Consider the following 23450-nt stretch of genomic DNA (forward strand, 5'->3'; position numbering starts at 1 on the left):
AGAATACCAAGGAATTGGTGGGCTTCATAGACGGTCTGTTATTTACTGCTTACGCAGATTGGGCATAATTCACAGGTATATTAGGCTTTGTCACTGGTTGGCTATTATTTTGAATACTTGTAGTACCCACGCTATTAGAACTTGATGGTACCATTGTTGCGGCACTTGTTGCGGCACTTGTTGCGGCACTTGTTGCGGCACTTGTCTGTGCAGAATTTTTCAACGTTGCTAAATCTGTTGAATTAGTCTTTGTAACCGAATCAGATACTGAATTAGTTGTATTCATAGCTGCTGTATTCTTGCTCACTTGTGTTGTTGCAACTGATGGCTGAACTACCACATCAGCTTGAACAGTGTGACCTGAAGTTAACAATGCACCACTAAACAGAATAACACCCGCTACTACCCAATTCCGACCAGATTTATACATTTTGTAATGAATTTTTTGTTCTGAATTACAAATATGCTTCAACTGATTCCCCTCCTAAATCCAAAACATACTTTATTGATTCCCGTAAATAGTTTACCACTAAGGCTAAGTGACAATCAAAAACAAATGTATGTATACAGTACGTATGGTGCTAGTTCGTCATAAAATCAAAAAAGTCTAAATTATAATGAAGTGCAACACAAAAGTTAGACAAAGAGTCTAATGATTGTGAGGCACTTCATTCCAACTAATGTTTAACAATAGCTTTTTTAATTTCCATCAATTTTTCTAACTAGTAAATAAGGTGCTCCACCAAATGTAATATCAGTGATTTTTTCCCAATTTGGATTAATAAAATTAGGCGCTACTATAGCCAAATCTCCTGACTTTGCTTTTCCTACCACACTCATATCCTTTAAATAATCATACTTTTTTACCAAGCCCATATTTTTACCAAAATTATCTTTCTGACCAGAAATTGATAAGTATGTATTATTATCAACCGGTTGCTGAACTAATTTAAAGTACGGAAACATGCGGGATAAATTATTTATAAATAGCCATTTTCCATCGAACTTCTTTCTCTGCATAATAGTGTTAATTTTCTCTACTTCTGAGTAAGAAATTTGTTGAGACTCATAAAAGGTTCCTTTTCCACCTACCCCAAAATAAGCTTGATTAATAAACCAAACAAAAAGGAGCAGTGGCATTACAGGAATCAAAATCCGAAACTTACCCATATTTTTTATAGTGTTAAAAACTTCATATAGTCCAAATCCCATCATCACACTAAGATTAATATTTAAAAAATTCCAGTGATTATAATTAGGAATCACGATAAACATTAAGGGTATAAAGGCGACTATATTTAGACAAATTAATTTTTTGAATTGTCTAACCCTGTGATCAATAGCCATATTGCTGGTAAACATGCCAATTGGAATAAACAATAAAGACCACGGCATTATTGCCCCAAAAGGTGATACTGAGTTCCAAGCAAGCCCGTCTGTACCTTTAAAATAAACTGAAATACCGTTAAGAGAATTCTTAAGCATTTCAAGTAATAGATTAGATTGACTAAAATTAATTAGCGATTCGACTCTGTTTGCAGGTAATGGTGGAATATCAAAAAATAAAAACTTACTGGCTGAACTAGCATGAACAACATTTACTCTGTACGCAAAATAAATTATTGGCAAAACCAAAATCACTAGGAATACAGAAAACACCAGATACTCTCGTGCGCTTAATAATTTGTTCCGCAAAAAATATATCAGATATAATACACACAAAATGGGAAGGTATATCCAAGCAGTTATGTACCCGTAAGTGGTTAAGGCTAACAACACTGCTCCCATCACCAGATAGATGTAACGATGCAAGAAAATCGGAGAAATCAAGCCCAACCATAGCGATAAAACACCAAATAAAAATATGACTGGGGCAACATTAGCATCTAAAATCCAACGACTGGAAATAAACGTCCATGGTGTAGTTATAATTGCAATATTAACAAATGTAGCCAGCTTTCTTTGTTTCATTTTAAAGTAAAGCAAAACAAAAAGTAAAACTAGTAAACTAAATGTTAATAAAACAAACGGGAACCTAAATACAAGGATACTAAATCCAAAAATTTTAACGAATGGTACTGAAAAAATAGCGTATAAAACTGACTGTCCTTGACCCCAGACACTTGAAAGATAAACAGGAAAATGTAGTCCATGAATATCTGTTCCAAAACTAGCAAATGACCTAACCTCATTAGCATAATTTACTTCATCAATAAATAATCTAGGCACCGAACCTAAATGGTATGTCAACAAATAAAAATACAGGCAAAAGAAAATAATATTTAAGCACAAAAGATATCTTTCATGCTTAATAATAAGCTTGATCATCCTTTTTAAAAACATCTCTGCACCTACTTAATTCTAATTTTAGCGAATAGTTTTCAACCGATTTTTCATCAATACTCCTTGATCAATAAACTCTAAAAACAAAGCAGGAATATCTGTTCGAAGAGATATTCCTGCTTTAGTCTATATTTCCCCTAGTTTTGCTTACGCCTCAAACTCACCTCAATAAAACAAGCGTAAATCCCTAAACCAATCAAGCTAACACCTGTCACGATAAGGCCTAATTTTAAACCCGCTGGGGTATACTTAAGTACAATTTGACTGTTTTCTTTGGTCAACGGTTTGATTGCCATAAGTCCATCCAAGGCCCTATGAACCTTAACTTCTCGACCATTTTCAAAAGCCCGCCATCCTTGATCATAAGGTAAGCTTAACATTGCAACTTTATGCTTATTTTGCCCTTTTTTCATTACAAAAGAAATTTGCTTTGTTGAAACCTTCAGATGATCAACTTTATTCTCTTTAATAGCCGATAATTCCGCAGCAACTTTTTGTGAATCTTCACGATAAACAATTGGTTTTAATGTATTAATATCATCTGCTACGTTATTTTTTGTTCTGATACTCAAATTTACGGTTTGTCCAGCATTAAATTTACCTAAATATGTGATGCCATTTTGTTGCTGCACATTAATTTTTGATAGTTTCTTTCCATTAACAAATAACTCCGAATCCAGATTTTGTAACCCATCAATATCAGTTTGCGTACTATTTGAAGTAGGTAGATAAAAATAGAGCTGCCCTGAATTAGCTACTTGAATTTGATAATTATGCTGTCCTACTTTCGCTGTTTTACTAGTTGAAACATTCTCCGCACTATAAATTGGCGTTTTTATCGCCAACACCTGATTAAAGACTTTATTTAAGTATTTAAATGGATCAGAACTAGTATCACGTTTTATTGCATTTGCTGATAATGCCCCTTGATCAACAAGATTTACCAAACCAAGAGCATATTTATTTTTGTATATGTTATAACCATGCTCAGAATATACTTTTTCACTATAAGGCGCATTATAACTTAAATTATATCCGCCTAACTGTGAGCCAGCTGCAGCATTATATATGTTAGGTTCTGCGGCAGAGCCATACAACATAGTTTTCATTGATTTACTACCGTTATGAATAACATATCTAACCCCTAACAAGCTATCTATTGCAAAGGTTGATCCGTTGTTAAAATTAGTCCACCGCCACCAATTATGATTTTGAAAGTAACCCATTTTTTGCAACAAGTTTATTGTGTCAGGACTTTCAGCAGAACTATAACTACTCAACCCGTAATAATCAAATAGCAAAGGGTCATTATTTGATCGCTCAAATGTAGTACCAACACGGTAAAAACTTTTTTTTGTATCTGGCAATTGTTTCAAAGCTTGATTAACTTGGCTAGTATATTTAGCAAAACTATTAATTGAAGTACCCGCAAAATAAGCATGTTTATATGCATTAAAGCCTAAGTCAGCAACTACTAATAATAATAGCGTTATAGTAGTTAATTTTTTGAAATGATTAGAATAATAAAGTGAAAGTATGATGCCCAAAAAAAGTATTATATTGATTGTAATCAGCGGCACCGTTATTGTATCTGAGTTTAACTTACCAAGTAAAAAAGTCCCTAGTACATAGATAAAGATTATATTAGACATGGTCTTTAAAGTAAGTTTGGTCACGCCACTAAGAATAACTTCATCAGCCACGACAATCAAAAAGAAAGTGAACAAAAAAGTATTACGATTAGGCATACCATTAGGCAGATTAAAACCATGCCAAATTTGATAAGTACCTTGTATGACCTGTGTCATTACTAAAAATATTAAAAAAGTGGCTGTCGTTATCTTTTCCGGTAATTTAATTTTTTTATTAGCAAAATATATAAAACACAAGGATACCACCAACATACCACCATAAAGATATGGATATGCTGGATTACTCGTTACTCCAGAATAGAGCTGATTCAGCATATCTAATGGTTGAAACATCCCCGTCAGTTGAAAGCGGTACGGGTTGCTTTTTACACTCTGAACGGCTTTTAATCCGGGCAGTAATATCATTGCAGATAAGCCGACGCTGATCATACTCGACAATAGTAACTTAAAGAAACTGGTTTTAAGCTGTTGTTTAAGGCTAATATTCCATTTAAACTTAACAATCAATAAAGAATAAACATAATAAATTGCAATAAATAAGCATAACATAAATCCAATATAATAATTTAATAGGATAGCAAAAAATAATGAAATAATATAAACATAAGGTCGTTCATGATTGCTTATTTTTTCTAACCCTAAAATTACAATTGGTAAAAGGATAATCGTATCGGTCCACATAAGGTTAGTCGCATAACTTACTTCATAAGTCATTAATGCAAACGAACTAGCAAGACACAAATTAAGTAAGCTATGATTTTGAAATTTATTTTCGTATTTCATTGAACAAAACTTAAAGCTATTTTGTTGATGATAATTAAGAAAATACAGCATACTGCAACTCAATAAACCTATCTTTATTAAAATTATTAATGTAATTGCAATCGGTAATTTTGCCATTGGAAAAAATAAAATGATGATATTCAATGGGCTCATTAAGTAGTAAGCAAAAATACCAAAGAAATTACCGCCCATACTCATTGAAAATGAATAAAACAAATCATGAATATTAGTGAAATGATTCTTGAAATAAGCAAAAAAACTGATGTATTGATTATTTAAATCACTTGTAATTGCTGCGTGATCACCAAATGGAAAAACTCCTTTGACAAAGAAAACCATTAACATAATAATAATTGGTAGACTAAATGCTGCCAAATATCTAAAAAAAGCATTTCTTAACTTACTCTGCCCACTCATTTTGCTCCTCTTTCTTTGAAAATAACTGCCTTACTAAACGCATAGTTTAAAATCACAATCACAAATTGGGTCAGTACCTTAGCAATCACATCATCAATTTTAATCATTGAAACCATGACAAACATCGAGCCCATGTCAAAAATCCCCGATAATACACGCATCCATAAAAACAATAAAAATTCTTTTAGAAAAGGTATCAAACCTATTGTACGCGATTTAAAAACAAAATACTTGTTAGTGAAAAACGCAAACACAACGGAGAAAAACCAAGCCACTAAATTAGCTAACAAATAATATAAATGCAGCTGTGAATTAGCCAACCAGAAAACGCCTAAATTTACTATTGTTGTCAGAACGCCGAAAAATATGTAGTTAAATAATGAAATATTTTTGATTAAAAGTTTCTTACCACTATTAATTAAATTCATGCCTTGATCACCTTTTTTTCTTTTCATCATGAGTATGATAGTCCTCAATAAAATACAATGGTCTATGTTTTGTTTCCATGAACATTCGTGCGAGGTATTCACCGATAACACCCAAGGAAATCATTTGGACACCGCCAAGTAATAAGATTCCAATCATTAAAGATGCATAACCAGAAACATCACCTAACCCTGATATTTTTTGAAAAAGAACAATCAACATATAAATAAAACCAAAAAAGGAAACAAGCACACCCATATAAGTTGAAACACGCAACGGTACCGTAGTATACGCAGTTAATCCGTTGACAGCTAATTTAAGTAATTTTGAAAAACTCCACTTTGTAATTCCACTTTTACGTGGCTGAGCAATGTAAGTGATGGCCTTTTTCTTAAAACCAACCCAACCGTATAATCCTTTGGTATAACGTGCCTGCTCTCGCATTGAGGATAAAGCATCAACAACTTTACGATCCAATAATCGAAAATCACCTGCATTGGGATAAACTTTTTCTTGAGTCATTTTACCAAGAAGACGATAATAAGTTTTTGAAAACCATATCTTAGTTTTTTTCTCACCTAGTCGTTCCTTACGAATTGCATACACATCATCAAATCCTTGTTGCCAATAATAGATCATTTCTTTAATAACCGCTGGCGGCTGTTGTAAATCAGCATCAATAACGATCACAGCATCGCCTTTAGCGTAATCAAAACCAGCTGTCATCGCGACTTCTTTTCCGTAATTTCGTGATAGGTCTATATATGAGACCCGTGGATCCTTCGTGGCCAACTTCTCAACCAATTTCAGTCCATTATCGGAGCTTCCATCATTTACAAACAACATTTCAAAACCAAACGCTGGCAATTCTTTTAAAGTACTAGCTAAACTAATATAAAAGTCCCGTAGCCCACTTTCTTCATTGTAAAAAGGAATAACAATCGTAACTGTTTTCATCTTATCCTCCAAAAAATTTTCAATCGGCACTACAAAATAAAACAACTAGAGCATCCGGTTATTTTCCATAATTTTTTCAGTTTTTGATATTATATCATTTTCTAATATACGTTAAGTGCTTTTCAGTCAATATTATCTAAACTGGTTGATACAATTTACTGCTCACGATTGAGTGATACAGGAACAATTCTTATGGCATAAAAGTCCCAAATTGTCAAATCAAGTGCAGAGCATAGTAATGAATCATAATCATTGATTAACTATTTAATAAGTATAAAATGTCATCTCGAATTCAAGGAGTTCGAGATAGATTATTTGGGGTATCTAAAACCGTTTTATTAAAATAAAGTGCCATTAAAATAATTGCACTAGGGAAGACCCCTAATGTATAACGTGGGTTTGCTTCCCAAATTAATAAGAATGCAAAATAACCTACGCAATAAATTGCTGAAAACATCACTATTTTATTATGCGCTTTGAAATATCTTATAAAAGATAAGATAAGAACCAAATAAACAATTAACTGAGTTGTTTGCATCACTGCATACAACACTAATGCTTCAGGACCATGTTCAAATTGAACAAGCTTTGAACTTCCAGTGCTTAATTCAGCACCAAAATTTGCAGTTGATTTTAAATCTCCAGAAGACCATGTACTGGAAATTTTTCGCATAATAAATTTAATGAATTCTAATGCAGTTAGTGAACTCAATCTATGCTTTAATACTTTTATATTTTTTTGTGATACGTCTTGTTTGCTTAATTTTTTATCAGTAAAAAGCTTATCTGTATACTGAAAATCTGTATTATTATACCCACCAACAATTATCTTAGCTTTTTGTTCTTTTGATAATTGCTCTGGAATTTTACTGTTCGACGTTCCCATCATCAAATAATGTGTATTTGGAAGACCATAATTATTATCTGTATAGATATGCTGACTTGAAACAAATATACTCCAAGTTACTGTTCCCACTATGAATACAACCGCTGGAATAAAAAAACTAATTTTCCTTTTTTTCGTTTCTATCACTAATAAACTTACTACTAGTGCCAGCACATAAATTAATGCTGTTCCCTTACTTAAATAAGCAATAAAAGCAACAATTGAAGAACTAATTAACAACAATAAATTAGAGGATTTAATATATTTGATGAAAAGTAATAAGGAACCACTAATGAAGAAAAGCATTAAAATATCGGTATAGGCAACTGCTACGTGAAAGAAGATTTGAATTCCCACAAATAATACTTGTATGCTAATAAATAAATTGACGTTATTGATATTAAATTGTTTGAGAACTTTATAGCTTATAAAAATGGTCAATAAATAGATCCCTAAAAAAACGTTAACTATATAATAAAGATTCGTCCCACCAAACATAATAATTATTCTATATACATAAAGTAATAATAAGTTTCCTGGGCAATTATACATATAGCTGCCTAAATTAAATTTATTTTTAACCTGTAACGCGGCTTGAAAGGTTAACGCAGAATCATCAATCAGATGTTGAATGTTATAGTATCGTATAAATAAATTAAATATGATTATATAAATAATACATTCTATCAGTAAAAGAAAGCGTAATTTGTTATCAGATAAATGAAATTCTTTTTTATGAATCAGTTTAATGATTGGAAAAAAAGAAATAGCCGCTAATAAACAAAGTACATTAATTACTTGAATCTTAGATAAACTTGCAGTAGCTCTATACAGTCCGTAAACATTAAAAGTTCGTGGAAATAAAATTGTACTTGCTATGGCAACTATAAAGCAAAATATAGCTAATGAATAAAAAAAGTATTGGATACTTCTATTGACCTTACTGATCATAATCTCCTCCATAAGTATGATACTAAAACCCAACACTAACCGTTCAAGACTAATTTAATTAATAGCTTTATAGGCTTTGGAAAAGCTATTAATGAACTACTCATACTTATCAATATTTGTTCGTGAAATATAGCTACACAATTGTCATTATCCTACTCTTGATTTCGTTATTTGAAACTTTGAAATATGATTTTTTTATAAAAGATTACCTTAGTGACTTCTTCTATCATAGAATTTTAGCTATTCTATTACGGAAATATATATTTGATAATTGGAATTTTTTTACCAGCAAGCGTAACCAAAATACACACTGCATAAATTAAAATTGGAAATAAATAGATATGACTCCAATTATTTTGTGAGTTTGTGAGATAGAGAAAATTTTATCAAACACTTTAATAAAGGCCGGATGCATTAAATACACACCGAGATTTGTACTAACTATAATTGTAATTATCTGAACCATTTTATCAGTAAAATTAATTTTATTAGCTAATCGTTTAATTAAAATAAACAATGATATTGAATAAAGAAATACAATTAATCCAGTTGTTGAAGTTATTTTAATTTCAGGTCTTACTGCATTTAAAATAAGGGTTAATAGTAAGCTTAGTAATCCACCTAAAATAAACCAATTTTCTATTTTTCGAGAAAAGTAATTTTTATGAATAAGATATCCCATAATGAAATAACCAAGATATGATGATGTTAACAACGGTTGATTAATTTGATCTAACTGAACATCTAGCTTAAAGATACCAGTGGCATAGTTAATGACGCAATTAAAAGTAAAATAAATACATACTATACCGAATAATAAATTATATTTCTTAGTCAGCGCAAGTTGAGCAAAAATCGGTGTTACTAAATAAAGAGCAATAATGACATAAAAGAACCAAAAAATATTATTAATGTGATTAGACATCAAACCTTTAATAAAATCATTAAGACTTGGATCAGTATGCCTTATCGGTCCAGGAACAGCTGACCAATATATATCAAAGATATACCATAGAACACTCCAAATAAAGAATGGGATAACAACCCGCTTGAATCGATGCTGTAAGAATACCTTAGTACTCTGTCTTTTTCGATAATCTAGCAACATTGCTCCAGAAATCATAATAAAAAGTAGCACTGCTGGAATAAAAATAATTTGAATAATTGAAGTTTGCTTGTAAACGAGACTATCAGGCTTTGTAACAAAAAATGCCTGCGACAAATGCAGTCCCAAAACAAAAAAGGTCGCAATTATATTAATTATATCGATGTATAAAAAGCGTTTTTTTGTCACACTTTTGCCCCCTTCTATGATTACGAAATCACCATTACTAAGAACTAAATGAAACAAAGAGTCAGTCACTACTTTTTATTCTACATTAAATTTTTCATTTAATGACTCTAAAATTGGCGGTAAATCTTCTTTCAGATTAGACCTATCAGAATCATTGATACACAACATCTTATGCTGACCACTTTGTACATCTTTTACAATCGCATTGGTTTCAGACTGCTCATAAAATTTGCTAAACTTGGAATCTCTGGGCGAAAAATCACCACTTTGTAATTGAAAATACCTAATTAACCAATGAGAAATATCACTTTTTGTCCTAAATTTATTTCTTGAACAGTTATCTAGTAATTCTGGTTCTAGCCTCCACAACCTATCAAAGTTGCTTTTCTTATAACTTAGTGGTGTATGAGGATTATAAAATCCAACTGTATTATGCCAAGGTAGACTTAATATCGAACGTATTAAGAGCTTACCGTACTTAAAATTTATATACTTTCGCCAATTGTGCTTTAGACCAGCCCACTTAGCAAAGTGTCGGTTCAAAACAATTACATTATTTAGAATAATATGGGAAAAATAATCGTCAGTTGGAATGACTGAATAGATAGCCGAATCTTTAGGATCACCGTTTTCTGCAAAAAAGTCTTGTTTTATCACTGGTCTATTCAAAATCATATCATCATTAAACAAAATAAAATGGTCACTTAATCCCGCTATTCTAGATATATTTAATTCAATAACATTCGAATTAAACGTCGGTAAATACTGTTCAGGAATAAATTCAGTATGATCGACCACGGTAAATACATCATCTTCGATAAACCAGTCAGGCCGCTGTCCATCTGTGACCAAATAGACTTTATGTACCCATGGTGCAAATCGCTTAATTGAAGCAATTGAATACTTCAATAAATCAGTGTCTCTAAAACGATCAGAGCTGTTTAAATCTGTATCCAGATTCCAATCACGTAGGGCAATCTCGCGCTTTTTTGCAATCCTTGCATCACTGCCATCAACCCACGGTAATACAATATCGATATCCATAACTGAATTCCCCTCTACTGATTTTTTTCAGCAGCACGCACGGCCGTTTTGATCATTGAACCATCAATCAGACGTTGCTGCATATTCTGAACTGAGTCCATAATCGCCGCATATTGTTGTTGTGACAAATTCTGTATACGTTCTGGTATTTCATCTATTGAATCAATCGCCATGCCAAGATTATTATCCTCGATAAACTTAGCTACGCCTGCTTTTTTCCAGACAATTACTGGTACCCCAGCGGAAATATAAAGCGAAGTTTTATGAGGATCAATATAACGTAAATATTCCCCACCCAATCCGGTAACGGAGTCCGTAGCCTCGCCGTCCCAAACCAATCCCCAACCATTAGTTAAATATTGAGGCAGTTCATCGGAAGGAACAATGCCATGATAATCAACCGAGGCATCTAACGCACTTTCATCAGCAATGCCACCCCATAAATGATATTGCACTAACTTATCACTCTTTAAGCTAGTAACAAACTTTGATTTAGTCAAATTACCTGCAAATAAAATTTTACCAGAAATTGCTTTAGTATGAGGTTGTTCATTGATTGTTGGTGAATAGTAATCAAATAAGCCTAAAATAACAATACGTGCCTTTAAACCAACTTCACTCAGCTTTTGTTTCATCGCTTCATTATGAACAATTACGACATCAAAGAGGTTCAAACGAGCCACTTCTTTTTTTAAATCACTTTCTACAGGCGGAAAGCTATCGCGTAAGAAGGGTAAATCATGTACAATTGCGATTTTATGAGCGGCCTGTACAATCACTCGTTGATAAAAGCGATCAGTATCTAAATCACTTGAATAAATTGGATACTGTACCACCAGCGTATCCGCTGGCTGCACAATTTTAGCTAAATTACTAATTGAGCGTAGCCGGTTAAACTGCCGACTTAGTTTATTATTACCAGAGCGTGTTGCAAACGTTAGTGTTTTGAACCCCTCTGCTGACAAAAAACGATCAATATCGGTATGTGCTTTTACCGATGCATCTTGTTTATCTGGTAACGCATGACTTACAACATACTTCATTTTTTCACCAACCATCAATATTTTATCTATTTTCTTATACAAGCGAGTATAAAACTATGGAAAATTTACGCAAAAAACCGACATCAATAACATCATTCCTAGGAATGAAGCGTGATGTCGGACTGCCCCCAATAATACCACCAATCAATTTGACTCATCTTAATCCCCTAAATTTATAAGTACTTCCTGCAATACATTTTATTATAGCTTGCTGGAAAACACAACATCAGCCAAAAAGCTAACCGATACTTAATCGGTACATTCGGTTTAAAACTACTTCCAATTTCTGCTTTCTGTAGCAAATATTGCCGCTGTTGCCGCAAACTCCAGGTAGGATCGTATTTAACATGATGATGAATCGTATAGATCCACACCCGCAACTTCAATGCTGCCATTAGATTAATTTGTTCTTGCTGACTTAGATTGGTCTGTTTTAACAAGTCAATGCACTTCGTCAAATACGATTCACTTAGCTGATCAAGCTCTTGATGAAATGCAGTAGTCGTACTGCCTTGCCGTTTATAGAAGTTGTACAATGGCTGCATCACAAACTTGATTTTTTTGTAGTGAATTACATTTAAATATTGCCCAACAAATAAGCTATCTTCAAAGAAATTACCATTACTAAACCGCAGTTGTTGCTGTTCAATTATTTCACGCCGGAATAATTTGTTCCATAGTCCAACATCACACTCAGTATTAGCACCAAAGTAAAGTTTGATCAACTCATTTTGGCTTTGAGCTTGACGAATAATAGGTAACTCAATTTCTTGATTAAACACTTGTCCAGCTGCATCGGTAAAAATTTTATTGATCCCCGACTCAACTAGATCATAACCAGCCATATTTTGACACAATTGCTTAAGCATATCCGGTTCGAGTCGATCATCGATGTCAACGAACAAGATAAATTCACCGGTAGCATGATTCAAGCCATTATTACGAGCAGCGGCTTGTTTCTGATTAGTTTGTATTAACAGCGTGATTGGTAGTTTGTTCTGCCACTTCTTCACCTGCGCAACACTGTCATCAGTCGAACCATCATCAATAATGAGCAACTCAAATTGCTGGGGTAACCAATTCTGTTGTGCAATGCTAGTTAAGCATTGATCAATGTATTTCGTAGCATTATACATTGGAATAATTAGACTTAATTCCATTATCTATACCCGCTTTGGTTTCAGCATCCGTAATACCATGCTGCCACCCTTTTTTAACCAGTTCTGTGGTTCCATAAACACAAAAGGTACTTCAGTTGTCTTATAGTTAGTGTGCTGTGCCAGCCAAACATCTAGCAAGCGCTCACTAAGAAAACCGAAAACACGCGCTTCATAAGTATCATAGGTTGAGATATCTAACTTTTGCTCAACTTCAGCTAAAATGGCAAATAGCCAAGTACAGTATTCATCAAATGGCCGTTTTTTCATAATGAACATATTAAACATGTGTGCTGATCGCCGCTGCATCACTTGATGAAACGCATCCAGATATTCTGGATAACTATCCTGAATGATCTGCTCCGTCAATGCTAATGGTTCCTCATGATGGGCATGCAGGTAATGATGCTGGTTTGTTTCAATATAATATTTTCGTTTAGTCGGTAAAATAATATCATAGCTAGTTAATAAAGCAGTAGCTTCACTTTGTGATAGAATCTGCTGCAAATCTTTCTGACGTTTAGGACTAAAATAGCGCCGATAATGAACTAAACCAATCGCGTCGGCATCTAAATTCTTCCACGCCCAATAGATTGCCGTCAACTCATTATAATGTGCATTTTTAGCCGAAATATTATCGCCAGTATTATCACCAATAAAAGTATGATTAACGTTAGGATGTAGCGCCTTACCAACAAAAATCGGTAAATAAAGCGACTGATCCGCTGGCATTTGATAGTTTTTATGTGCTGCCACCAATATCTTAATGTTCATTTTGTAGCTGACTCCCAACAAATTTGATCATAACAATATAGAAGAAGAAAATAACCAGATAAATGCTATCAGACCAAGAAAATGTAAATAACGCTAATATGAAAAGCATAATTAATGAGTAGAAGAAACTTTCAATCAGCACCTGATAAAGCGTTAATTGAGTATCATGTCTTAAATCAATTTTTTGATAAAGCGTCACTGCTTGTTTACATTTGTGATAGATAAAAATCAAAATTGGTCCAATCCCGATCAAGCCGTAGCCAGCTAACCAACCACCCCAAATACTCTGAATTGGATAACCCGATTGCTGAAAAATTGCTTGATATTCCCAATTATGCGTCGTACTCAATGGTACAAATTTAAAGTTGTAGAAACTAGTAAACCCATCACCGACCCCAGTAATTGGATAATGTAGGAAAGTTAACAATAAGCCAATAGTACCACCTAATCGGTTAGATGTCCCCTGCTTTTTAAACAAGAAACTATCAAGTAGATTTTGGATATATGGCACCGTAAGATACAAAAGACCGACGAAACAACAAGCCAACAGGGCAAATAGGAAAAGTTGTTTCCGCCGCTTTGATTCTAAACGGACTAATAAAATCAAGCCCGCAAAAATAATGACTAAGATGCCTGTAGTCGTTTTAGCGAAGAATAAAACTAAGAAGCTGGCAACTAATAGTACCCAATAAAACTTAGTTGTCGTTCGCTCAACTCGATTTTTAAAGTAAGAAAAGTTATAGCGAATTGCTGCTAGAATTAGCGGAATAAATACAACCGCCAATAGAACGGCTAGAAAACTAGCTTCTGATGAAAATCCATTGACCCGATGTAAGGTCGTTGTATAGCTTCCCATCGAATAGAAGTCATCTCGACCAAAATGCTTTGATTCGAAAAGCTTACCAACTAGGTTGACCCAACCATTTAGAATTGGACTAACCGTGGCAATAACCTGTGGTAGTAAAACTAAGATAGTAAAGCCAACAAAGGTTTTAATTGTACCTTGAACAAACTTTAAAATTTGCTCCTGACTATCTAATAAAACAACCAATAAATAGTAAATTAGAAAAGCACTGCCAAAATAAGCGACAGTGTTCACCGAACTATTCATAATTCCCCGCGTAAAATCAGGATGGTCGGTAGTCGCATAGCTAACACCAATCATAATTAATTGATCAATAAGTATAATAAATGCCCATAAGGTAACTTTAGGGTCAAATGTGATTGCATCTAATTTTTCTGGCTGTTGCCAAACCTTACGGCACAGAAAAATAAAATAAAGATAAATAGGTATTGAAGCCAGCGTAACTGGTATTGATGATCCATAAGATTTTATGAAAAGACCAATTAGTACAAGCCATTGCGCCATAAAACAAGCCTCCGATATGAAAAACTGTAGTTATTTGCGTTTCAGTAAGCCACCAATGATCAATTCAATAAATAGTCCAATAATACCGCCAAGTACAATTCCATACACGATTGCCTTTTTACCACTGAAGGACGAAGCTGAAACACTCTTCGTATGTGCTTTAGACATAACCGTTACTTGACTATTTTCCGAAACTGTTTGAATTTGCTGCTTAAACACGGTTGCAATGGTATTAGTCTGTTTAACGGCCACACGCTTAGACCGGTCAGTTGTTTGAATATGCAACATCAATGAATCAGAATTAGTTTCAACGACAACCTGTTTTTTTAGATCTGCAACGCTACCGTTATATGATTTAACATTTTTTAATGCTTTATGTACTTTAGTCATTACTTTATTGGAACTAATTAAGTCACGGTAGGTGCCCATTAAGCTCAATTCACCATCAACTTGTTGTTGTAAATGATTTGGATTCTCTTTCTTTGCTTTCACTAATACAGTTGTCTTTGCAGTATACGCCGGTTGATACTGACTTGCCGCATAATGTTGACTTAAAAAACCAACAACTAAAGCTAAGACTACAGGAATATACCAGAACTTTAAAATCGTTTTAAGTAATTGTTTAAGCGAAAATCGTTGCATTTAATCCATCTCCTTGTCAATAAAAAATGTTGATGACATCATATCATCAACATTACTAATAAGCGCCAGTATTCTTAAAAATACTGATAATATTCATACCAATTATCTTAATATCAAACCACAAGCTAGCGTGATCGATATAGTACAGCTCCACACCGCACCGTTCTGGATACTCAATGTTGCTACGGCCGCTGGCTTGCCACCAGCCCATTGCGCCGGGTGTCATCGATAATAGCTTGTCGACTTGGTCACCGTATTCTTTTAATTCAAGCTCGACAACTGGCCGTGGTCCGACCAGCGCCATATCGCCTTTGAGTATATTGATAAACTGTGGTAGTTCATCAATTGAAGTTTTACGGATGAAACGGCCAAATTTTGTGATTCGTGGATCTTCTTCGGCTGGAAGCTTGTAGCTGTTAGCAATGTATTTACGATATAATTCTGGATTTGCTTTTAATTTTTTGTCAGCATTGACCACCATCGAGCGGAATTTCCAAATTTTAAATGGTTTGCCGTTTTTGCCAATACGCCGTTGTTTATAGATCATTGGGCCTTTATTATCACCAAAGCGATAAATAATCGCCATCACAAGGAAAACGGTGGGCACCATGATGATCAGTGCTAAGCCGGAAACAACAACATCTGTGGCCCGCTTGATCACCAAATAAGTTTTCGAAGGTGTTTGCATATTTTCAAGGTATTTAACCTGGTTAGTAGTGAGTAAACGCGACTGCTGCCAATTTGCCCCCATACTTTCCTTCTTCTCCATCAATGATTATCCTCCTAAAACCGGACTGCAGTAGCAATTCCGTAAGTCCGCACACTCAGTACGTGGCTTCAAATTCACAAAGTATTGTTGTTTTGCTGCGCTGTTGGAAACAACAAATGTAAGTATACTGAATTTACGCCATAAAAACAAGGTTCGGCATAAACGTCGCCCGAAACTTTTCTTAGTATAGCAGTGTCGTTTGAATTCAGCAATAAAAATTCTAGCAGGTTACAGAAAACTTAGAAAAGTTTTAGGGCGTCTGTGCAAGCTGACTAACAGCTAAAACACCAACAAAGCCATTCGTCGATCACTGTCATCAGGTTTACCTTTTCCACCCCATTTCAACTAAGTGCGCGCTTGCCAGATAACCTCGGCCTCAGCACATTTACCGCTAGTACTAGCAATCAAATGGCGACTGCCTTGTTCGTCTAACTCGTAATAACTTTGTGCCATGTCGCCGGCCTTCAATTCATGCTCGTAGCGAATATTGATGCTGACTAAATCATGACTATTAAGGAAGTCACCGCCTAAGTGATCAAACATCCAGTCAAAATAGTGCACGTTGTTAACGTGTTGGTTGGCGTCGATATCGTAATAACGTACGCGATAAGGTTGTTGTTGGGCAACCGCCTTGTCCACATGATGGACGCGCGGAAAACGCTGAATCCCTTTGATCTCAGGAACGTCATAGGGCTCAACCAGTGCGGGGATCACTGCAACCATGCTACGGGTGGCATAGCTCATTAGTACCCATGAACTGTGAATGGTGACTAGGCGCTCACCGTTAGCTGCGTCGACCCAATAATCACGGTAACAGAAGTATTTATTATAGCCTGTGGCGGCAGTGCCAAAGGTTACAGTTTCATCTACGTTAGGTAGCCGCTGGATATCAATTTGGTATTGGGTGACTACCCAGCCAACGTTATACCCGTGCACCACAGCGTTGGTCAAGCCTAGCTGATCGTTTTGGCGTTCGGAAACTAAGATTGCCACGTTGATCAGCATTGCCAGCGTCATTTGGTTCTTGGTATCACCTTCATAATAAGTGACTTGATGTGCTTCTGTGTAAATTGCCGCCACACTTTTATCCCCCTTTAATCTTAACACAGCCGATTTCACGGCCAAAATTTAACACTAGAACTGATGATATGCCTTGTAAACGTCTTGTTTAGCAATTTGACGGGCCTTAGCGACGGTTTTAATAGCTGCCTTAGTGTCAGCCCCTTCACTGACCAATTGTGCCACATAGTCGTGCAGGTCTAAATCAGCGTAAGCATCTGCCTGCGCGTCAGTTGGCTGCGGATTGCCAGCAACTAACACGACGAATTCGCCACGGGGCTCATGTTCGGTAAACCAAGCCAGCGCCGAAGCCAATGTGCCGCGCAAAAAGCTTTCATATTTCTTAGTTACTTCACGTGCTAAAACAACTTGGCGTTGCTCGCCAAAACTTGTGGCCAGGCTGGTCAAGGTTTTCAACAAGCGATGCGGTGCTTCATAGAAGATCATGGTTTCGGTTCGTTGTTGCAGTGGCGCTAATTCAGCTAGCTGTTGTTGCGATTTGCGCTGTAAGAAGCCGTAAAAATAAAACGGTTGTGGCGCTAAACCTGAGGCAATTAGCGCGGTCAGGCCAGCGTTGGCCCCAGGTAGCGGTACTACGGGGATATCTTGTTTGATCGCCGCAGCAACTAATTCCTTGCCGGGATCGCTGATCGATGGCATCCCCGCATCACTAACTTGCGCCAACGACAAGCCGCTTTGTAGATGCGCCAATAACCGCGGGATCCGTTCTTGCGTATTATGTTCATGAAAACTGATCTGCTTAGTAGTGATGTCAAAATGATTCAATAAGCGCTGAGTATTGCGGGTATCTTCCGCCGCAATCAAGTCAACTTGTTGTAACACCTTGACACTACGGATAGTCATGTCATCTAAATTACCGATTGGTGTCGGCACTAGGTACAACGTTCCGGTACTTTGGGCAGCAAAACTACGCTGTTCTTGCATGGAATTCCTCCTCAATTTTTATTTTACTGAATATTAGTAAATTATTTATGTAACTAAAGCAGTCAATCGTAACAAGTTGGTCAAAAGCGAGTTTAAGGACATATTCTGCCACCAAAAAAGCCGAGCATTCACTCAGCTAAAGTTAATGGCGCTCGCCATAGATGACATCTAAACAAAAAGCGCAGGGTTCATCATCGATGCGTCGTGAACCGTACATCAGGTAACACACGTGAAAACCCTCTTCATACAGCTTTTCTAGGTTTGCCCGTGATTTTGATAGTTGTGGCGTTTGTTCTTGCTGTTTAGTGGCTTGCTGACGTTCAACTTCTTCAGATTGAATTTCTTGTAAATGTTCGCGTAAATGTTGATTTTCAATTTCTAATTCAGCATTACGCTCCAAAATCTGCGTCATATCCGTTTGCATTTCATCAATACGCGCCAGCATGCGCTTCGTATCGGCTTCTAATTGCACAAAACTATCGTACAGTTCCCGTTTCTCCACTATTGCTCACCTTTCCTAGAGCATGTTAAAAAAGGCGCCCATATTATGCGCATTAGCCTAGCCTACCGGATAATTCACGCCGTGGATCATCCAGTAAGCGAAGCCAAGCGGAACAACATGCCTTTTTTAACACGTTTGATCTAAGTTTGTTGTCAAACACTACTAATATACACTACTGCTAATAACGGTCAGTCGCACTCAACTAGTTAACCGTTTTTCTTAGCCGGTGACTTAATTTCTTCTAAGTCATAGTCGACTGCAACTTCATGCCCATCTAACCTGACCCGCAGTACGTGAGCCAGCAAGTTCATTCCCACAACTTTGCCTGGCCCGTCAATAGTAGTCACGCGCTCGCCGTAATCAGGCAATGCCGCCTTAGCTTCTTCGTATACCTCATCTTCAAATTGTAAGCAGCACATCAAGCGACCACAAATACCGGAAATTTTAGTCGGATTCAATGATAATTTTTGATTTTTCGCCATTTTAATTGATACCGGCACAAATTCACCGAGAAAAGTTGAACAACACAGTGGCCGACCACAAGGACCGATACCACCAAGTAATTTAGCTTCATCACGAACCCCAATTTGGCGCAGTTCAATTCGCGTTTTAAATACACTGGCTAGGTCACGCACTAATTCTCGAAAGTCCACCCGGCCATCAGCGGTAAAATAAAAAATCAATTTATGCCGATCCAGTGTGTAACGTGCTGCGGTTAATTTCATACGCAAATTGTGGTCGCGGACCATTTGGCGGGCTTGATGTAAGGCAGCTTGGGCATCGGAATGATTGCCTGCCGCGTGCGTGAGATCAGTATCAACCGCAGTCCGTTCAACCTCAATTTCGTCCAGAGCAACCGCTTCAGGAGCGAGATCCTGTGCCTGTACCACCTGCGCCAAATCTTGACAATGATTGAATCTAACGACAATCCGACTGCCAGCCGCGACCTGAAGCTGATTGACCGCCCAGTGTGACTGACCTGCTTTCTGAAACCGAATTTCCATAACTTCCATATCCATCCCTACCTTTCAAATCATCTATTATAAAAGCTGCAACGTTAGCCGCTCCAGCGTATTCTGAAAACTAACGTTAGCGGTTAAATATTTCTGTGCAGCTAAAGTGGCTTCCATTTGGGTCAATAATTGCTGGCTCGTCGCGTTTTCCGCCCACTTAGTGAGTTGCGCTTGTTGCGCCGGAAAGCTCAGACTATCACCCCGGCCAAAATGTAGCTCCAGCACATCCTGCAACATTAGTAAGATCAACGCCAACGCTTCATTTTGAATGCTGCGTTCCTTAGCCACCGGCACAATATTTGCCTGTACGTCGACAAACGCACTCGGATTGTTGTCCTGAATATGACTAAACCACTGCCAAACTTTTTGGCGCAAGGGATCAAACCAGTCACTGGCCAGCCATTCCTGTGCCGTTGGTAAACTATTGGTCAACCGAGCTAACACCGCTGCATCGGCGGTACTGATACCAGCCGTGGTCAATTGCGCAATTAATTGTGGTCGCGGCAAGCGCGCAAACTCAATAATCTGTAACCGTGAAATAATGGTTGGCAAAATTTGGTTTTTGTTGGTGGTGGTTAAGATCAGATAGGTTTGCGGCGCTGGTTCTTCGAGAAATTTCAATAAACCATTAGCCGCACTAACTGTCATTTTATCAGCATCTTGGATAATAAATACCCGTTGATTGGTTTCCATACCACTCTTGGTCAATTCTTGCTTCAGAAAACGAATTTGCTCGATTTTCAAGCTTTGGCCTTCCGGTGCCACCTTGACCACATCAGGATGGTTGCCGCTCAGAATGCGCTGACACTCGCTGCAAGTCCCATCCGGTTGACCATTGACCACGTGGCTACAAAATAAGCGCAGCGCGATCCAAGTTGCCAGTTCGGTTTTACCAGTACCAGCGTCGCCACTAAATAGGTAGCCTTGGCTTAACTGCTGCCGCACGATCACACTTTGAAATAGTGCCACCAACCGCGGCTGCAACGTTTCAATTGTCAATGTCATCGCCTAGAAACGGTGAAATTGTTCAACTGGCAAGACAAACACCGTAGCACCACCGACTTGAACTTCCACCGGATAAGTACTTTCGCCACCAACCGTATTATCAAGACTAACTGGCGGTGTCATAAATTGCTCCCGCGTATGCGAGGTTTCCTTGATGATCTTCAAAACATCATCGACCCGCTCATCAGCGATCCCGATAATAAAGGTCGTGTTACCAGCTTTCAAAAAACCGCCAGTAGTCGACAATTTGGTTGCTTGAACGTTAGCGTCGACAAACTCGGCGCTCAAGCGATTGCTATCTTTATCTTGCACAATGGCAAAAATCATTTTCATGTTAAACTGCCTCCTCAACTGCGCGAAAATTAAAACACGTTACTAGTCAAACCATTCCCCATAGGTCGCAGTGATCAACGCCTGACACGCTGTGATCACTTGTTCCAGTGGCTGCGTGGCGTCCACGGTTTTGATTCGTTGCGGGTACTGCTTGGCCAAGGTCAAATACTCACCGCGGACTTTTTGATGAAATGATAATGCTTCTTGATCCAATCGATCATTTTGTGACTGCCGATGCGCGGCGATCCGCTGTAAACCAAGCTCTGAGGGTACGTCTAAATACAACGTTAAGTCAGGCGTCAAGCTCTCAGTGGCAAATTCATTCATCTGCGCGACCGCTGTGACGCCAATCTCACGACCAGCACCTTGGTAGGCCAACGAGCTATCAACGAATCGATCACACAACACGATCTTATCCGCTGCTAATGCTGGCCGAATTTTTTCAATAATATGCTGCCGCCGTGCTGCCGCATATAATAAAGCTTCAGTCCGCTTATCCATCGCCGTATTGGCGGGATCCAAGATAATTCGCCGAATTGCCTCCGAGATTGGATTACCGCCGGGTTCACGCGTCACAATTAGCGGTTGGCGCGCTATTTGGCGCAATCGGGGCACTAATTCAGTCAGCGCGCTCGTCTTACCAGCACCATCGGGACCTTCAAATGTAATTAATAACCCTGCCACAAAAATTCCTCTATTTCTATCACGCACACGCAGCACGTGGTTTATAATCTATAGTTACTTTTATTCTACTGTAAGTTATCGTTGCTGTCTAATTAGAATTTTCTAGAATGGCCAAAAATGACTTAAATTACGCCACGTTACTTCGCGTATACGCAATGAATCGTTTCGTCAGTGTCATTATGGCAATTAATTCGCTGTTCACCCTAATTGTGCTGTTTTTTGCAACAAAAAAACGTGAACCAACAAATGTTGTCCACGTTCCGGCTGCTCATTCTAGAAAATCGTGCTCACTACGCGCGGCACCAGGCATCAAACGATCGCCCTTGGTCCCACGAATACGTGCTTCATGGTAAAGAAATAGGTATTTAGCCCGCGCTAATTGCGTCTGCGAAATTAATTCCTCATCCGCATCGTCGATTGAGATGACCGTTTCCTTAGCGCGATTCCAATCATTCATCGCATCATAAATTGCGCTGAGTAATTTTTCATCATAGATTTTTTGTAGTTTAGAACGTGAATCATGCTTACGCTTAAACATCCAAATACCTCTTTCTGTAATGTGTTAAAAAAGACGCTTAGGTTATTCGAACAAGCTGCACTGGAGCGAGTCCTATTGAATAGGCTGTCTTTTTTAGCACGTCTTCGCTAATCTAACCAGAATAACTAAAAATTATACCAACTTCACACTAACGACTGATTTTGCTATTAAAATCTGGCATAAGTGCAGCTTACCTACTCTGGACGATTGCGCTGTAGCTTAATTCACCAAACGTAAATCAGCGCTACATCTCTTGGCGGCCTTCAACCGCCTTAAGCAGCGTCATTTCGTCAGCGTACTCGATATCACTACCGACCGACAAGCCATGGGCTAACCGCGTGACTTTGATGCCGGCTGGCTTGATCAACCGTGATAAATAAGTCGCGGTTGCTTCACCTTCTGGCGTGGCGTTAGTGGCCACGATCACTTCTTTAACCGCATCATTTTGTAGTCGTTTTAACAAACTCGCGATATTGATGTCTTCTGGACCTTTACCTTCGATTGGTGATAAAACACCGTGTAACACATGATAGAGACCATGATATTCATGCATCCGTTCCATCGTCATGATATCTTTGGGTCCTTCAAGCACCAGAATCGTACTTTGATCACGGGTTTTATCGGCACAGATCAAGCATGGATCCTCTTCTGTAATATTGCCGCAAATACTGCAATAATGCAAATCACGTTGTGCTGCGATCAACGCTTTAGCGAAGTCGGTCACATCATCTTGTTGCATATCGATCGTATAAAAAGCCAACCGCGTTGCCGTTTTACTACCGATACCCGGCAGCTTCATGTAGCTTTCAATCAATTTTGCAATCGGTTCAGGATATTGCATAGCAACGTTCCTTCCTAATTAAC

At 37.3% G+C, this 23450-nt stretch carries 23 protein-coding genes; all 23 read right to left on the reverse strand.

Annotated elements, in window-relative coordinates; genetic code table 11:
• Nucleotides 1-49: 49 nt before the first annotated feature.
• The 23 genes from EKM80_RS02475 to recR all read right to left on the reverse strand — a co-directional run bounded on the left by EKM80_RS02475 (nucleotide 50) and on the right by recR (nucleotide 23427).
• The gene (locus EKM80_RS02475) at nucleotides 50-472 is read right to left on the reverse strand and encodes a KxYKxGKxW signal peptide domain-containing protein (RefSeq protein ID WP_125551543.1); all 423 of its coding nucleotides are present in this window, start codon (nucleotides 470-472) and stop codon (nucleotides 50-52) included.
• Nucleotides 473-699: 227 nt separating this feature from the next.
• Nucleotides 700-2343 carry a hypothetical protein gene (locus EKM80_RS02480; RefSeq protein WP_125551544.1) on the reverse strand — a complete coding sequence of 548 codons (1644 nt, stop codon included), beginning with the start codon at nucleotides 2341-2343 and terminating at the stop codon, nucleotides 700-702.
• Between the two features lie 137 nt (nucleotides 2344-2480).
• Complete coding sequence (locus EKM80_RS02485; RefSeq protein WP_125551545.1) at nucleotides 2481-5195, reverse strand: YfhO family protein; 2715 nt, start codon at nucleotides 5193-5195, stop codon at nucleotides 2481-2483.
• A complete protein-coding gene (locus tag EKM80_RS02490; protein ID WP_225418789.1) occupies nucleotides 5192-5653 on the reverse strand; it encodes a GtrA family protein in 462 nt (153 codons plus the stop codon). Before EKM80_RS02490 ends, EKM80_RS02485 begins: the two co-directional genes overlap by 4 nt.
• Complete coding sequence (locus EKM80_RS02495) at nucleotides 5631-6578, reverse strand: glycosyltransferase family 2 protein (RefSeq protein WP_125551546.1); 948 nt, start codon at nucleotides 6576-6578, stop codon at nucleotides 5631-5633. Before EKM80_RS02495 ends, EKM80_RS02490 begins: the two co-directional genes overlap by 23 nt.
• 292 nt (nucleotides 6579-6870) lie before the next feature.
• Nucleotides 6871-8415 (reverse strand): glycosyltransferase family protein, encoded by a 1545-nt coding sequence (locus tag EKM80_RS02500; protein WP_125551547.1) that lies wholly within the window; start codon nucleotides 8413-8415, stop codon nucleotides 6871-6873.
• A gap of 319 nt (nucleotides 8416-8734) precedes the next feature.
• Nucleotides 8735-9709: an acyltransferase gene (locus EKM80_RS02505; protein WP_164509489.1), complete on the reverse strand. Its 975-nt coding sequence runs from the start codon at nucleotides 9707-9709 to the stop codon at nucleotides 8735-8737.
• A 75-nt stretch (nucleotides 9710-9784) separates the two neighbouring features.
• The gene (locus EKM80_RS02510; protein ID WP_125551549.1) at nucleotides 9785-10753 is read right to left on the reverse strand and encodes a glycosyltransferase; all 969 of its coding nucleotides are present in this window, start codon (nucleotides 10751-10753) and stop codon (nucleotides 9785-9787) included.
• 14 nt (nucleotides 10754-10767) lie between these two features.
• A complete protein-coding gene (locus EKM80_RS02515) occupies nucleotides 10768-11796 on the reverse strand; it encodes a hypothetical protein (protein ID WP_125551550.1) in 1029 nt (342 codons plus the stop codon).
• Between the two features lie 173 nt (nucleotides 11797-11969).
• The gene (locus EKM80_RS02520; protein ID WP_125551551.1) at nucleotides 11970-12956 is read right to left on the reverse strand and encodes a glycosyltransferase family 2 protein; all 987 of its coding nucleotides are present in this window, start codon (nucleotides 12954-12956) and stop codon (nucleotides 11970-11972) included.
• A gap of 3 nt (nucleotides 12957-12959) precedes the next feature.
• Complete coding sequence (locus EKM80_RS02525) at nucleotides 12960-13727, reverse strand: DUF4422 domain-containing protein (RefSeq protein ID WP_125551552.1); 768 nt, start codon at nucleotides 13725-13727, stop codon at nucleotides 12960-12962.
• On the reverse strand, nucleotides 13717-15096 hold the full coding sequence (locus EKM80_RS02530) for an O-antigen ligase family protein (RefSeq protein WP_125551553.1): 1380 nt from the start codon (nucleotides 15094-15096) through the stop codon (nucleotides 13717-13719). Before EKM80_RS02530 ends, EKM80_RS02525 begins: the two co-directional genes overlap by 11 nt.
• Nucleotides 15097-15126: 30 nt before the next feature.
• Nucleotides 15127-15738: a YveK family protein gene (locus tag EKM80_RS02535; protein WP_125551554.1), complete on the reverse strand. Its 612-nt coding sequence runs from the start codon at nucleotides 15736-15738 to the stop codon at nucleotides 15127-15129.
• A gap of 55 nt (nucleotides 15739-15793) precedes the next feature.
• Nucleotides 15794-16507, reverse strand: a complete 714-nt coding sequence (locus tag EKM80_RS02540; RefSeq protein ID WP_125551555.1) for a sugar transferase — start codon at nucleotides 16505-16507, stop codon at nucleotides 15794-15796.
• A 345-nt stretch (nucleotides 16508-16852) separates the two neighbouring features.
• The gene (locus EKM80_RS02545) at nucleotides 16853-17587 is read right to left on the reverse strand and encodes an acyl-[acyl-carrier-protein] thioesterase (RefSeq protein WP_125551556.1); all 735 of its coding nucleotides are present in this window, start codon (nucleotides 17585-17587) and stop codon (nucleotides 16853-16855) included.
• A 54-nt stretch (nucleotides 17588-17641) separates the two neighbouring features.
• Complete coding sequence (gene rsmI / locus EKM80_RS02550) at nucleotides 17642-18511, reverse strand: 16S rRNA (cytidine(1402)-2'-O)-methyltransferase (RefSeq protein WP_125551557.1); 870 nt, start codon at nucleotides 18509-18511, stop codon at nucleotides 17642-17644.
• A gap of 142 nt (nucleotides 18512-18653) precedes the next feature.
• Nucleotides 18654-19013, reverse strand: coding sequence for a DNA replication initiation control protein YabA (locus EKM80_RS02555; protein ID WP_125551558.1), 360 nt, complete (start codon nucleotides 19011-19013; stop codon nucleotides 18654-18656).
• Nucleotides 19014-19219: 206 nt separating this feature from the next.
• Nucleotides 19220-20026 carry a PSP1 domain-containing protein gene (locus EKM80_RS02560; protein WP_125551559.1) on the reverse strand — a complete coding sequence of 269 codons (807 nt, stop codon included), beginning with the start codon at nucleotides 20024-20026 and terminating at the stop codon, nucleotides 19220-19222.
• Nucleotides 20027-20053: 27 nt separating this feature from the next.
• Complete coding sequence (gene holB / locus EKM80_RS02565) at nucleotides 20054-21031, reverse strand: DNA polymerase III subunit delta' (RefSeq protein ID WP_225418790.1); 978 nt, start codon at nucleotides 21029-21031, stop codon at nucleotides 20054-20056.
• Between the two features lie 3 nt (nucleotides 21032-21034).
• Nucleotides 21035-21364 (reverse strand): cyclic-di-AMP receptor, encoded by a 330-nt coding sequence (locus EKM80_RS02570; protein WP_125551561.1) that lies wholly within the window; start codon nucleotides 21362-21364, stop codon nucleotides 21035-21037.
• A 42-nt stretch (nucleotides 21365-21406) separates the two neighbouring features.
• Nucleotides 21407-22048 carry a dTMP kinase gene (gene tmk, locus EKM80_RS02575; RefSeq protein ID WP_125551562.1) on the reverse strand — a complete coding sequence of 214 codons (642 nt, stop codon included), beginning with the start codon at nucleotides 22046-22048 and terminating at the stop codon, nucleotides 21407-21409.
• Between the two features lie 268 nt (nucleotides 22049-22316).
• Nucleotides 22317-22586 carry a YaaL family protein gene (locus EKM80_RS02580; RefSeq protein ID WP_125551563.1) on the reverse strand — a complete coding sequence of 90 codons (270 nt, stop codon included), beginning with the start codon at nucleotides 22584-22586 and terminating at the stop codon, nucleotides 22317-22319.
• Between the two features lie 244 nt (nucleotides 22587-22830).
• Entirely contained in the window at nucleotides 22831-23427 is a 597-nt protein-coding gene (recR, locus tag EKM80_RS02585) for a recombination mediator RecR (protein ID WP_125551564.1), read from the reverse strand.
• Nucleotides 23428-23450 lie beyond the last annotated feature (23 nt).

The organism is Loigolactobacillus jiayinensis, from assembly GCF_003946445.1.
GTDB lineage: Bacteria > Bacillota > Bacilli > Lactobacillales > Lactobacillaceae > Loigolactobacillus > Loigolactobacillus jiayinensis.

Excerpts from the sequence above, each read along its gene's own strand:
- EKM80_RS02570 (WP_125551561.1), bottom strand. The coding sequence starts at position 21,364 with ATGAAAATGATTTTTGCCATTGTGCAAGATAAAGATAGCAATCGCTTG.
- EKM80_RS02485 (WP_125551545.1), bottom strand. The coding sequence starts at position 5,195 with ATGAGTGGGCAGAGTAAGTTAAGAAATGCTTTTTTTAGATATTTGGCA.
- EKM80_RS02535 (WP_125551554.1), bottom strand. The coding sequence starts at position 15,738 with ATGCAACGATTTTCGCTTAAACAATTACTTAAAACGATTTTAAAGTTC.
- EKM80_RS02520 (WP_125551551.1), bottom strand. The coding sequence starts at position 12,956 with ATGGAATTAAGTCTAATTATTCCAATGTATAATGCTACGAAATACATT.
- EKM80_RS02525 (WP_125551552.1), bottom strand. The coding sequence starts at position 13,727 with ATGAACATTAAGATATTGGTGGCAGCACATAAAAACTATCAAATGCCA.
- EKM80_RS02510 (WP_125551549.1), bottom strand. The coding sequence starts at position 10,753 with ATGGATATCGATATTGTATTACCGTGGGTTGATGGCAGTGATGCAAGG.
- rsmI (WP_125551557.1), bottom strand. The coding sequence starts at position 18,511 with ATGCAAGAACAGCGTAGTTTTGCTGCCCAAAGTACCGGAACGTTGTAC.
- EKM80_RS02560 (WP_125551559.1), bottom strand. The coding sequence starts at position 20,026 with ATGGAAGTTATGGAAATTCGGTTTCAGAAAGCAGGTCAGTCACACTGG.
- EKM80_RS02515 (WP_125551550.1), bottom strand. The coding sequence starts at position 11,796 with ATGAAGTATGTTGTAAGTCATGCGTTACCAGATAAACAAGATGCATCG.
- recR (WP_125551564.1), bottom strand. The coding sequence starts at position 23,427 with ATGCAATATCCTGAACCGATTGCAAAATTGATTGAAAGCTACATGAAG.
- EKM80_RS02540 (WP_125551555.1), bottom strand. The coding sequence starts at position 16,507 with ATGGAGAAGAAGGAAAGTATGGGGGCAAATTGGCAGCAGTCGCGTTTA.
- holB (WP_225418790.1), bottom strand. The coding sequence starts at position 21,031 with ATGACATTGACAATTGAAACGTTGCAGCCGCGGTTGGTGGCACTATTT.
- EKM80_RS02490 (WP_225418789.1), bottom strand. The coding sequence starts at position 5,653 with ATGATGAAAAGAAAAAAAGGTGATCAAGGCATGAATTTAATTAATAGT.
- EKM80_RS02580 (WP_125551563.1), bottom strand. The coding sequence starts at position 22,586 with ATGTTTAAGCGTAAGCATGATTCACGTTCTAAACTACAAAAAATCTAT.
- EKM80_RS02530 (WP_125551553.1), bottom strand. The coding sequence starts at position 15,096 with ATGGCGCAATGGCTTGTACTAATTGGTCTTTTCATAAAATCTTATGGA.
- EKM80_RS02480 (WP_125551544.1), bottom strand. The coding sequence starts at position 2,343 with ATGTTTTTAAAAAGGATGATCAAGCTTATTATTAAGCATGAAAGATAT.
- EKM80_RS02495 (WP_125551546.1), bottom strand. The coding sequence starts at position 6,578 with ATGAAAACAGTTACGATTGTTATTCCTTTTTACAATGAAGAAAGTGGG.
- EKM80_RS02500 (WP_125551547.1), bottom strand. The coding sequence starts at position 8,415 with ATGATCAGTAAGGTCAATAGAAGTATCCAATACTTTTTTTATTCATTA.